Source organism: Dokdonella sp., from assembly GCF_041395345.1.
GTDB lineage: Bacteria > Pseudomonadota > Gammaproteobacteria > Xanthomonadales > Rhodanobacteraceae > Dokdonella.
Window position 1 is genome coordinate 63,699 of record NZ_JAWLAR010000012.1, and the last position, 12,211, is coordinate 75,909.

General features: G+C 60.7%; 10 protein-coding genes and 1 tRNA gene. 1 reads left to right on the forward strand and 10 read right to left on the reverse strand.

Annotated elements, in window-relative coordinates:
• Window positions 1-45: 45 nt before the first annotated feature.
• The 8 genes from pnp to R3F00_RS12040 all read right to left on the reverse strand — a co-directional run bounded on the left by pnp (window position 46) and on the right by R3F00_RS12040 (window position 9,168).
• Entirely contained in the window at window positions 46-2,151 is a 2,106-nt protein-coding gene (gene pnp / locus R3F00_RS12005; protein WP_371282032.1) for a polyribonucleotide nucleotidyltransferase, read from the reverse strand.
• A gap of 168 nt (window positions 2,152-2,319) precedes the next feature.
• Window positions 2,320-2,589, reverse strand: coding sequence for a 30S ribosomal protein S15 (gene rpsO, locus R3F00_RS12010; RefSeq protein ID WP_371282033.1), 270 nt, complete (start codon window positions 2,587-2,589; stop codon window positions 2,320-2,322).
• 148 nt (window positions 2,590-2,737) lie between these two features.
• A complete protein-coding gene (gene truB, locus R3F00_RS12015) occupies window positions 2,738-3,658 on the reverse strand; it encodes a tRNA pseudouridine(55) synthase TruB (RefSeq protein ID WP_371282034.1) in 921 nt (306 codons plus the stop codon).
• Window positions 3,659-3,680: 22 nt separating this feature from the next.
• A complete protein-coding gene (rbfA, locus tag R3F00_RS12020) occupies window positions 3,681-4,037 on the reverse strand; it encodes a 30S ribosome-binding factor RbfA (RefSeq protein WP_371282035.1) in 357 nt (118 codons plus the stop codon).
• 152 nt (window positions 4,038-4,189) lie between these two features.
• Window positions 4,190-6,802 (reverse strand): translation initiation factor IF-2, encoded by a 2,613-nt coding sequence (gene infB, locus R3F00_RS12025; protein ID WP_371282036.1) that lies wholly within the window; start codon window positions 6,800-6,802, stop codon window positions 4,190-4,192.
• 88 nt (window positions 6,803-6,890) lie between these two features.
• On the reverse strand, window positions 6,891-8,375 hold the full coding sequence (nusA, locus tag R3F00_RS12030; protein WP_371282037.1) for a transcription termination factor NusA: 1,485 nt from the start codon (window positions 8,373-8,375) through the stop codon (window positions 6,891-6,893).
• A 33-nt stretch (window positions 8,376-8,408) separates the two neighbouring features.
• On the reverse strand, window positions 8,409-8,936 hold the full coding sequence (rimP, locus tag R3F00_RS12035; RefSeq protein WP_371282038.1) for a ribosome maturation factor RimP: 528 nt from the start codon (window positions 8,934-8,936) through the stop codon (window positions 8,409-8,411).
• A 155-nt stretch (window positions 8,937-9,091) separates the two neighbouring features.
• A tRNA-Met gene (locus R3F00_RS12040) sits at window positions 9,092-9,168 on the reverse strand.
• A gap of 210 nt (window positions 9,169-9,378) precedes the next feature.
• Here R3F00_RS12040 and R3F00_RS12045 point away from each other — a divergent pair.
• A complete protein-coding gene (locus tag R3F00_RS12045) occupies window positions 9,379-10,146 on the forward strand; it encodes an outer membrane beta-barrel protein (protein ID WP_371282039.1) in 768 nt (255 codons plus the stop codon).
• Between the two features lie 406 nt (window positions 10,147-10,552).
• Here the strand turns inward: R3F00_RS12045 and R3F00_RS12050 are convergent, their stop codons facing one another.
• Window positions 10,553-11,632 carry a hypothetical protein gene (locus R3F00_RS12050; RefSeq protein ID WP_371282040.1) on the reverse strand — a complete coding sequence of 360 codons (1,080 nt, stop codon included), beginning with the start codon at window positions 11,630-11,632 and terminating at the stop codon, window positions 10,553-10,555.
• A 72-nt stretch (window positions 11,633-11,704) separates the two neighbouring features.
• Window positions 11,705-12,151 carry a hypothetical protein gene (locus R3F00_RS12055; protein WP_371282041.1) on the reverse strand — a complete coding sequence of 149 codons (447 nt, stop codon included), beginning with the start codon at window positions 12,149-12,151 and terminating at the stop codon, window positions 11,705-11,707.
• Between the last annotated feature and the right edge of the window lie 60 nt (window positions 12,152-12,211).

The window sequence follows — 12,211 nt, forward strand, 5'->3', positions numbered from 1 at the left end:
GCGGGCCGAAGCCCGCTTTCGCTGGTTATTCAACCACGCGGTCGATCAGGCACTGACGCCTTCACCTTCCTCGACGGCCTTCATCGACAGGCGAATACGGCCCTGCTTGTCGACTTCCAGCACCTTGACCTTGACGATATCGCCTTCCTTGAGCTTGTCCGAGACCTTCTCGACACGCTCGTTGGAGATCTGCGAAACATGCACGAGTCCGTCCTTGCCCGGAAGGATCGTGACGAATGCGCCGAAATCCATGAGCTTGGCGACCTTGCCTTCGTAGATGCGACCCGGCTCGACATCCGAAACGATCATCTCGATGCGCTTCTTGGCTTCGTCTGCGGCCGCACGATTGACCGAGGCGATGATGATGGTGCCGTCATCCGTGATGTCGATCGTGGTGCCGGTTTCCTCGGTGATCGATCGGATCACCGAACCACCCTTGCCGATCACTTCACGGATCTTGTCCGGATGAATGCGCATGGTCAGCAGACGCGGCGCGAATTCGCTCATCTCGGTGCGTGCCGCACCAAGGGCCTTGTTCATTTCGCCGAGGATATGCAGGCGACCCTGCTTGGCCTGGGCCAGCGCGACCTTCATGATCTCTTCGGTAATGCCGTCGATCTTGATATCCATCTGCAGCGCGCTGATGCCATCGGCACTTCCGGCCACCTTGAAGTCCATGTCACCGAGGTGATCCTCATCGCCGAGGATGTCGGAGAGCACGACGAAGTCGTTGCCTTCCTTGACCAGACCCATGGCGATACCCGCCACCGGGGCCTTCAACGGCACGCCGGCGTCCATCATTGCCAGCGACGATCCGCAGACCGAAGCCATCGAAGAGGAACCGTTTGACTCGGTGATCTCCGAGACGACGCGCAGCACGTACGGGAAATCTTCCATCGACGGCTTGACCGCGAGCACGCCGCGCTTGGCGAGCCGGCCGTGGCCGATTTCGCGACGCTTCGGACCCATCATGCGACCCGCTTCGCCGACCGAATACGGAGGGAAGTTGTAATGGAACAGGAACGGATCCTTCGACTCGCCTTCGACGGCGTCGATAATCTGGGCATCACGACCGGTACCGAGCGTGACGGTCACCAGTGCCTGGGTTTCGCCGCGCGTGAACAGGGCCGATCCATGGGTACGCGGCAGCACGCCGGTGCGGATCGTGATGGCGCGAACGTCATCCAGATTGCGTCCGTCGATGCGCTTTTTGGTGGCCAGAACCGACGCCCGCAGGGTCGTGTATTCCAGCTCGGCGAATTCCTTGGCCAGTTCGCCGGATGCCCAGCCATTGGCTTCGGCATCTGCCTTGAGCCCGGCCATGACGTCTTTCTTGAGGGCGTTTATCGCATCACGGCGCTCGATCTTGTCGACCACGGCGTAGGCGGCACCCAGACGATCGCCGACGGCATTCCTGATCGCGTCGACGATGGCCGGATTGCGCTCCGGGGCGGTCCAGGAGAAGGATTTCTGGCCCACCTCGGCGACGAATTCGTTGATGGCCTGGACGGCCTGCTTGATGGCATTGTGGCCAAACACGACCGCGCCGAGCATGACTTCTTCACTGAGCAGCTTGGCCTCGGATTCGACCATGAGCACGGCATTGGCCGTGCCGGCGACAACGAGCTCGAGCTCGGAAGTCTTCAGTTCGGTGGCGGACGGCATCAACAGGTACTGGCCGTCGGCGTAGCCGACCTTCGCAGCGCCAATCGGACCGGCAAACGGCAGTCCGGACAATGCCAGCGCGGCCGATGCACCCAGCAGTGCCGGAATGTCGCCGTCGATTTCCGGATTCATCGACATCACGGTGGCGATGATCTGCACTTCATTGCGGAAATGCTCGGGAAACAGCGGACGGATCGGACGATCGATCAGTCGCGATGTCAGCGTTTCCTTTTCTGTCTGGCGACCTTCGCGCTTGAAGAAGCCACCCGGGATGCGACCACCCGCGTAGAACTTTTCCTGATAATCGACCGTGAGCGGGAAGAAGTCCTGGCCTTCGCGTGCCGACTTGGCGCCGACTGCGGTCACCAGGACGACGGTATCGCCGATCCTGACGACCACTGCACCACTGGCCTGGCGAGCGATTTCGCCCGTCTCCAGCGTGACTTCATGATTGCCGTACTGGAATGTCTTGGTTACTTTCGCCACGTTATTTGTGTCCTAAAGATTTTGAGCACGAACATGCCTGCGAAGGCGCGCTCGTGCGTCTTGTGAAAAGTGCGGCCAGGGGTGGCCGCTCTGGACTTCATCCAAACGCGAAACGTTGGCCCGTTCGCCAACGATTGCACATGCCGCGTTCATGGACGAACGCACGAATTACCTGCGCAGGCCGAGACGTTCGATCAGGGTCTTGTAGCGATCATTGTCCTTGCTCTTGAGGTAATTGAGCAGGCGACGACGCTGGTTGACCATCTTCAGCAGACCGCGACGGGAATGATGATCCTTGTCGTGATCCGAGAAATGCTTGGAGAGATGTTCGATACGGGCCGAGAGCAGTGCAACCTGGACCTCCGGCGAACCGGTATCGTTGGCAACACGACCGAAGTCGGCGATGATCTTGCTGGTTGTTTCGACGTTGAGCGACATGTTGGAAACCCTTATGGAACGAGGGCGAGGCTTGGGAACAGCCACCGGCCGGTGACAGTTACCAAGCCCCGCATGGAAGATTTGCCGGGAAAGCTGCCTATTTTAGCTGGCAAAGGTGCATTGCAACAAGTTGTCTGCGCCATTCGGCTCAGATTGAAGGCCCCGGGCCGCCCAGATTGAACCCGCGCAGGCATCTCAGGGTGCCGTCCGGATGCGCCTCAGCCAATGCCAGAAGACGCCCGTCCGGCGATTTCGCCATGTAAATGGCGGGCTCCAGCAAAAGCCTGACACGCTGCCCCTGAGCCAGCTTGAGACTGTCCGACTCATCGAGAACGATTTCCGGGTAGCCCGCCAGGCCCGCTTCAACGGGCAACAATCGGGCATCCAGTACGTCGGTGCCTTCGGCAGCCAGTCGCTCGAGTTCCGGAATAGTCGTCATTTCTGGCGAGCGGAAGGGTTCGACCCAGAGCCTGCGCAAGCTGGCGACATGAGCGCCACACCCGATGGCTTCGCCCAGGTCGCGCACCAGGCTGCGCACGTAAGTGCCGGACCCACATTCGACATGCAGGCGCAGTCGGTGGCCTTCGCGCCCGATCAGGCTGAAATCGCGCACTTCCACCTTGCGTGCCTCGAGTTCGATGCTTTCTCCGCGTCGGGCCAGCTGATAGAGCCGCTCCCCGTCACGCTTGAGTGCCGAATACATCGGGGGCACCTGAAGAATCGTTCCGCGAAAGGCCTTGAGCGCCTGTTCGACATCGGCATCCGAGAGCTCGGGGACGGGCCGGGTATCAACGACCGTCCCGTTCGCATCCGCACTATCGGTGCTGATGCCCAGCACGCATTCGGTTTCATAGGCCTTGAACGAGCCCAGCAGCAAGCCTGCGATCTTGGTCGCCTCGCCAAAGCAGAGCGGCAGGAGTCCGGTCGCCAACGGATCAAGGCTTCCGGTATGTCCGCCCTTGGCCGCCCGAAACAGATTCCGCGCTTGCTGCAAGGCCTGGTTCGAACTGAGCCCTTCGGGTTTGTCCAGCAGGAGCAGACCGTGGACATCGCGCCAGTGCTTCTTCATCGCCGCACGAACCGGATAACCATCATTCCTTGTCGGGGTCGGGCGCATTCTCGCGCAGCAACTGCTCGATGCGTTCACCGCGATCCACCGAGTCGTCGTAGTGGAATCTGATCTCGGGTACGCGGCGCATTTTCAGCGTGCGCGACAATTCGCGGCGAAACTCGAACGCCATCTCGTTGAGTGCCTTGACCGCCTTGTTCGACTCCTCGGACAGAAGCGTGGTGACGAACACCTTTGCCATATCGAGATCCCTGGTCACCTCGACATCCGAGACACTGACCGACGGAAGCGCATGGTCGCGCACCGCCTGGTGCACAAGCACGGCAATCTCCTTGCGCAACTGCACGGCAACTCGATCGGAACGTGTGAAATCGGACATTTTCTCGGAGACGGGAATAGAGAATAGGGAATAGGGAATAGGGAATGGTTAGGAGCAGGAATGGACAGCGGGCCGGTATCGGCAGTAGCTAGATTACGTTCTTGCTACTGCACTTACCTATTCCCTACTCCCTATTCCCTACTCCCGGCCTTTCAAAGCGTCCGCTGCACTTCGATTCGTTCGAAGCACTCGATCTGGTCGCCGGCCTTGACGTCGTTGTACTGCTTCACGGCAATACCGCATTCGGTGCCATTGCGGACTTCGTCCACCAGCTCCTTGAAGCGGCGCAGCGACTCAAGCTCGCCTTCGAAGATCACGGTGCTGTCGCGCAAGACGCGAATCGGCTTGTTCCGCTTGACCGTGCCTTCGATAACCATGCAACCGGCAACCGCACCGAACTTCGACGAACGGAACACGTCGCGAACTTCGGCCGTACCGATGATTTCTTCGCGGATCTCGACACCGAGCAGTCCGGTCGCAACCTGCTTCACCTGGTCGATGACGTCGTAGATGATCGAGAAGTAGCGAAGATCAAGCCCGCTCGATTCGACCACTCGACGTGCTGCGGCATCGGCGCGCACATTGAAGCCGATGATCGTGGCCTTCGACGATGCAGCACGCGTGGCATCGGATTCGGTGATGCCACCGACACCCGAGGAAATCACGTTGATCTTGATCATGTCGTTGCTCAGCGCAGTCAATGACTGGCGCAGGGCCTCGACCGATCCTTGCACATCGGCCTTGATGACCAGGTTGAGCGAAAGCTGACCCTCGGACTGACCCATCTGGGCCAGCACGTCTTCCATGCGATTGCCGGCGGCCTGAACCAGGCGCGTATCGCGCCGTTTGGCGTCACGCTGGCTGGCAACATCCTTGGCCAGGCGCTCGTCGGCCACGACCACGAAATCGTCGCCTGCCTCGGGCACGCCGGACAATCCGAGCAACTGCACCGGAATCGATGGACCGGCTTCCTCGATCTGCTGGCCATTCTCGTCGAAAATGGCGCGAACGCGGCCGTATTCCACGCCGCAAACCACGAAATCGCCTTTCTTCAACGTGCCCTGCTGGACCAGCACGGTCGCGACCGGGCCACGGCCCTTGTCGAGGCTCGATTCGATCACCGCACCGGAGGCGCGGCCGTCGCGCACCGCCTGCAATTCCATCAACTCGGCCTGCAGCGACACCGCCTCGAGCAATGCGTCGATGCCATCGCCGGTCTTCGCCGAGACCGGCACGAACTGCACGTCGCCGCCCCAGTCCTCGGGCACGACTTCGTGCTGGACCAGACCCTGCTTGACCTGCTCCGGATCCGCATCCGGCTTGTCCATCTTGTTGACTGCAACAATCAGCGGAACCTTGGCTTCGCGCGCATGCTTGATCGCTTCCACCGTCTGCGGCTTGACGCCGTCATCGGCGGCGACCACGAGGATGACGATATCGGTCGCCTGGGCACCGCGCTGCCGCATCGAAGTAAATGCAGCGTGGCCCGGTGTGTCGAGGAAGGTGATGACGCCCTTCGGCGTTTCCACGTGATAAGCGCCAATGTGCTGGGTGATGCCACCGGCCTCGCCCGCCGCGATCTTGGTCCGGCGAATGGTGTCGAGCAGCGAAGTCTTGCCGTGATCGACATGCCCCATGATGGTCACGACCGGAGGGCGCGGCTCGGCTTTGCCGTCGGTCTCCGCGTGCGCGAGCAGGCTGACCTCTGCGTCGGTATCGGTTGCCTTGACCGCGGTATGGCCCATCTCCTCGACGACCAGCTGTGCAGTGTCATGGTCGATGACCTGGTTGATCGTGGCCATGACGCCCATCTTGAAGAGCGTCTTGACGACTTCCGCACCTTTGACGGCCATGCGCTGGGCCAGGTCGGCCACGCTGATCGTTTCGCCGATCTCGACTTCGCGAACGACCGGGGCAGACGGCTTGGAGAATCCGTGGGCGCCAGCGGAACGCGAGGGTTCTGCGGCGCGCGAACGCGGCTTCTTGCGACCGGTGCGTCGCGCACTGCCCTCCTGGGACAGATGCAGCTCGTTGCCAAAGTAACGCTTGGACGGTGGCGCACCTTCGCCATCCCGACCACGATGACCGCTGGCGTGCTTGGGCTTGCCGTGGCGTCCGGCTCCCTCGGACGGCGCGCCCGAACGGCCCTCGTCCCGGTGCGGTCGCTCGGTCGCAATGGGCAGGACCGGCAAAACCGGAGCATCCGGCGCCTCGTCCGCCTTCTTGAGCAACTCGGCCTCGCTGGCCGCCGCAAGTCGTGCAGCTTCCAGTGCCTTCTGTTTTTCTTCCTCGGCCGCCTTGAGCCGGGCTTCTTCTTCCTGACGGCGACGATCCGCCTCGAGACGCGCCTGTTCCTCCGCTTCGCGCTTGGCCTGCGATTCTTCCAGCTTGCGCAACGCATCTTCGCGCTCGGGATCTATCGCCTTGCCCTGATCCTCGACGACACTGCGCTTGACATAGGTGCGCTTCTGGCGGACCTCGACGTTGACCGTCTTGGTTGCCGCGCCACGCTGCCCGGGATTGACGGTCAGTTCGCTGACCGTGCGACGCTTCAGCGTCACCTGCTTGGGTGCACTGTCTTCGCCAGTTGCCTCGCGTTTGCCATGATTCCGGCGCAGGAAGCCAAGCAACTTGACCTTTTCCTTGCTGCTGATCGACTGCTCCGGGTCGGAGAAGCTCATGCCGGCCTCGGCCAGTTGCGCGAGCAACTTGTCCACCGGTGTGGCCAGAATCGTGGCCAATTGCTTGATTGTTACGTCCGACATGTTCTGTACTCCTGACCTGCCCGCGATTGCCTCACTGCCATCTTCGCTCCGTGTCGGGATTCGCCCGTCACAGTGGTTGATGAAGTCATCAGGTCTCGCGTGCTGCCATAATCAATGCTGCCGCCCGTTCCTCGTCGACGCCTTCGATGGCCAGCTCCACCAGTTCATCGGTGGCCAGATCAGCGAGGTTCTCGCGAGTCACGATGCCGTGCTGGGCAAGCTCATAGGCCAATCCTTCATCCATGGTCTCGAGTTCAAGCAAGTCTTCCGCAGGCTTGTGCTCCTCGATTTCCTCCTCGACTGCAAGTGCATCGGTCACCAGGGCATCGCGTGCACGGGCACGGAGCTCCTCGACGATGTCCTCGTCGAATCCGTCGATGGTCAGCAGTTCCGCTGTCGGCACATAGGCGATTTCCTCGACCGTCGAGAAACCTTCCTGCACGAGAATCTGGGCAATTTCGTTGTCGACTTCGAGCTTCTCGACGAACAACAGACGTGCCGCCTCCTGCTCGCTCTCGCTCTTCTCGCGAACCTGGTCGGCCGTCATCACGTTGAGCTGCCAGCCAGACAACTTGCTGGCAAGGCGCACGTTCTGACCGCCGCGACCGATCGCCTGGGACAGTTTGTCCTCGGCAACCGCGATGTCCATGGAGTGCTTTTCCTCATCGACGATGATCGATTGCACTTCCGCCGGCGCCATCGCATTGATGACGAACTGGGCGTTGTTCTCGTTCCAGAGAACGATATCGATACGTTCGCCATTGAGCTCGTTGGACACCGCCTGAACGCGCGAACCGCGCATGCCGATGCAGGCGCCGATCGGATCGGTGCGATGGTCGTGGGCAAGTACGGCAATCTTGGCCCGATCACCCGGATCGCGTGCGCAGGCCTTGATTTCGACCAGACCCTGGCCCACTTCCGGCACCTCGAGCTTGAACAGCTCGATCATGAACTCCGGAGCAGTCCGCGAAATGAACAGCTGCGGGCCACGCGGCTCGGAGCGGACCTCGAAAAGATAGCCTCGCACGCGATCGCCCGCGCGGACGGCTTCGCGCGGAATCGACTTGTCTCGCGGAATGAATGCTTCGGCATTGCCGCCAAGGTCGATATAGAGGTTGCCGCGCTCCACGCGCTTGACGATGCCGGTAATCAGTTCGCCCACGCGATCCGCATAAGCCTCGACGATCTGGGCGCGCTCGGCTTCCCGGACTCGCTGCACGATGACCTGCTTGGCAGCCTGAGCGGCGATACGACCGAACTCGGGATTCTCGATCTGCTCCTCGATGTATTCGCCGACCTGGCTCTCGGGTTCGATATCGATCGCGTCCATCAGGCGCAACTGCCAGTCCGGCGACTCCATGACGACGTCATCGGCGACGATTTCCCAGCGCCGGAAGGTTTCGTATTCGCCGGTCTCCTTGTCGATCGACACGCGAGCGAGGATTTCCTCATTCGGATAGCGCTTCTTCGCCGCAGAGGCGAGAGCAGCTTCCATCGCCTCGAAAATGACGTCCTCCGGGACCCCCTTTTCGTTGGCAACAGCGTCAACCACCAGCAATAGTTCTTTGCTCATCAGTTCAACTCCCGAGCGACCGTCGCAACGGCCTCACTTGTGTTTCGGACCACGCGTGCGCGGCCCGGTGTCCTCTTTCTTCTTCGACGCCGCGGATATTCCGAGCGCCGCGTAGTCCGGAACCAGTTTCGCCTTGACGACATTGGCGTGGTTGATCACCACGTCCCTGCCATCCTGGTCCAGATGAATCCTGTCCTCTTGCACGTCCTTGATGGCACCGTGGAAGCGATGCCGTCCGTCAATGGGAAGGGCCGCGTTCAGTTTCACGGTGCTGCCGATGAAGCGCTTGAAATGCTCCAGCGTGAAAAGCGGCCGGTCAATCCCCGGCGACGAGACTTCCAGCGTATAGCGACCCTCGATCGGATCGTTGACGTCCATCAGGGCTGAGATCTCGCGGCTCACCCGCTCGCAATCCTCGATCGCCACCGGGCGCCCCGGCGCGTCGATATAGACGCGCAGCAGGCTGCTGCCTCGGCTCGGACTGAACTCGATGCCAACAAATTCCAGGCCGAGGTCGGTGACCAGCGGTTGCAGAAGTTCATTGAGTTTCTCGTTCGTCACAGCGACTTTTCGCTCCGCACCAAATCCCGCCAAAAAAAAATGGGCGCAAGGCCCATTCCGTAGTTCACCGTTGTCTTGCTTCCCAGGCATCGGTGCTCGCGCTTCCTGCGCTTTCCTTGCAGAAGGGCCACCGAAGTGGCCCTTCGCAGGAAACCTGGTAGCGGGGGCAGGATTTGAACCTGCGACCTTCGGGTTATGAGCCCGACGAGCTGCCAGACTGCTCCACCCCGCATCAGAGCCGCGCATTGTAACGATGTGGCATGAATCGCGCAAGGCGCCTACGGCCTTTGAACGATCGGGATCTCCCTTGCAGGGCAAGGAACCCGAATAGGGCTGCCAGATGCCCGTTCAGGTGGCGATCGGTTGGTATGCGGGGCCAAGGGATGCGCCCTTCCTTGCCGAAAGAGGTTGTCCAGCGCCACCGCCCGATTGCGTCCTTTTTATGCAAAATACCTGGAATGACAATTGCAACGATTTGGCTCCCTCATCCGTCGTGCTGAAGCGCCACAATAAGGACAGGGGAAGTTGCATGAGGTTTCATGTCTGCATTGCGTCTCTGGTCGCTGCGGGTTTCTGCGTGAATGCTTCTGGAGCCGACGAATCCACCGGACGCTGGTCGTTAGGTGTAGCTGCTGGCCCGGCCTACTACAACATCGATTCGAATCCGCTCGCCGATGTTCACCATGACCGGCGACCGACTTCCGCGGAAAGTCAATCGATTGCCCGCTCCATTCGCGCCGCATTTTCCTTCAACCCTTACATCGCGGTGCAGGGCACGTATACGGACTTCGGCTCGGTTGACTACGAAAAGATATACCAATGCACCACACCCGGCTTCTCCTGCCTGCATCAGGCATTTGCACCGATCAGAGGGCAATTTTCTGCGCACGCCATGCGATTGAGCTTGAAGGGATCCCTGCCCCTCGGGCAGCAACTTGAGCTCTTCGTCAGTACCGGCGCTTCTTACGTCGAGTACCGCAACCATTCCGCCGAAGTTCCGGGCATCAATGGACATCGCGAAATTGATCACACTTCGCACGAATGGTGCCCGGCCTTGGCTCTTGGCCTTCAATGGCACTTCGCCAGAAACTGGTCAACACGCCTCAGCTTCGATGGCATCTGGGACGTCAGCGATACTTCGACCACCGGTAGTGCGGACCTGTATTCACTCACCCTCGGCATTGACTATCGGTTCGGAGCGCCAAACTGACCGTTACGGGGAAATCGCAGCTGGTCTCTCCTGGGGAAGATTGCGCGGCACAAGCGGGCATGCATTTCCGGAGCCATCGATTCAACCGAGTGCCCGCAGCCTCTCGTGGCCGAATCTGGGTGTTTGTGACTGGTGTTACTCCATGGAACTCCGGCGGTGTTCTCACGCGCCTTCGGCTTGCGAGTCACTTCTCGCTGAATGGTCACTGCGCCGCCTGAACGGCACACGCAGCACGGCTGGCCAAAAGAGGAGAATTGCCGGTTGTCCGGCGCAAACGAAAGCTGCCAGAAACGGGAACACAGCATGCGGAGCAGGCGTTGCGCCGGCTCCGCATGCCCAATCATCACCCACCAACTGCCTCGGGCCGGTCAACGCCAATGAGCCCGAGGCAACTCGAGAATAATCTTCAGAACGCGTACTGATACCCGGCAACGAGCTGCCAATCCGTCTCCAGTTGCGGACCGTGCAGTCTCTGATAGACCGGCAGCAATAGCTCGACCGCCAGGCGGTTCCCGCGCATCGAACCTTGCGCGGCGTAGTTCATGCCGATGCCGAGCTCGATTCGCTGCCCGCCTTGCCTCGACGGATCCGCCGTCTGTACCGGCGCCATGATCTGAGGATCCTGACCACGAATCTCACCTACGTCCTGTCCGGCCAGGCGCAAGGATGTGCTGACAGACGGCGTCCACAGCCGCGAAACCCACGCGGTCAGACGTTGCTGATCGCCGAGTCGATAGTCCTCGTTGTTGTCCGTTACATGCCAGAGGCCGGTCCATTGCGCACCCCAGCTCCAGTCGTTGAACTGGCGCGTGACGGTGAGCCCGAGGATCGGATCGGTGGTTCCGCTCCCGAGTTGCATCGGGTATGGAAGTCGAAGCACCGGCTCCATGCCATTGGGTGCAAGCACCTGGCCTTTTTCCTTGACAGAACCCGTAGGCAACGAGACACCCACGTTGGCGTGCCATCGACCCATCGCGTTCTCACCCAACCCGATCAAGGCGGACAGCGTGCTGTCGGCAAAGCCGCTGCTGGATGTTTCGAAGTTGCCGAGCACATTGGTACCCATGCCCCCGGCGTAGGTCCGATGCTTCATCTGCTTGTCCACGTAGTTGATCATGGCCATCAGAGTTAGTCGATCGGTGAGGCCGTACATGGCGCCGAACATGTTCATGTCCATCTGCATGTCCAGGGGCACCACCCTCAATGTGGGTGGCATGCCCGGCATCCCTGCAAACGGGTTTGACTGCGTAGTGACGATCTCATCGGGCGAAATGTCGTCCGTACCCGTTCGGTTTCCCTGCATGTCCATATGCATATAGCGATAGGAGATCATCCACTCACCCGCGCGATGCAGGTGATCGCCCATCACGCCGATCGGTGCGTGACTGTCGGCACGCACTGGAGCCGCGTCTTCCGCGTTGTGGTCGGCTTGTGCCGTACCCAGATTCAGGGCAAGCGCAAGCGCCGCCGCAATTTGCAGTTTCATTGGAGTTTCCTGTATTTGCTGCATCGAACGTCGATGCTTCGAAGGCACGGCCACCAGAGGGCCGCTCGCTGGTCAGAACTTCAAGGATCCTGCAGGTGGACCGCGCGCCTCGTAGTATTGCTCGGGTACAACCACCACTGATATCGAGCGCGCGATCGGCTCGAGAGCCGCCTGCAATCGAGCCAGCTCCATCGTGAATGGCCGGACGGAGTCGGCAGCCGAATAGACCGTGAATTCGCAATATCCATCGCCGTGCTCATGCGCTGGCGCTGGCGAGCCATTCGGCACGCCATGTGATCCGTGATGCGCATGAGGGTCGTGATGAGCCGGGAACAGCAGTTCGACCTGATGCCGGCTCAGCCCGCTCGGGCAAAGGGCAACGTATGTTCCGGCACCCGGCATGGTTCCGGGCGCGAACGGCAGGCGCAGGGCAATTGCGAGAAGGGCCAGCCACGTCAAACCTTCGCTGCGCAGGCGACGACCAAGGTTTTTCCGCCAGAGAGCCCAGGCCGTGCGCACTGTCAGGACCAGCCGTGTTGGACGCGATCCATCGAAGGAAGCGATCTGGAAATCTCGATC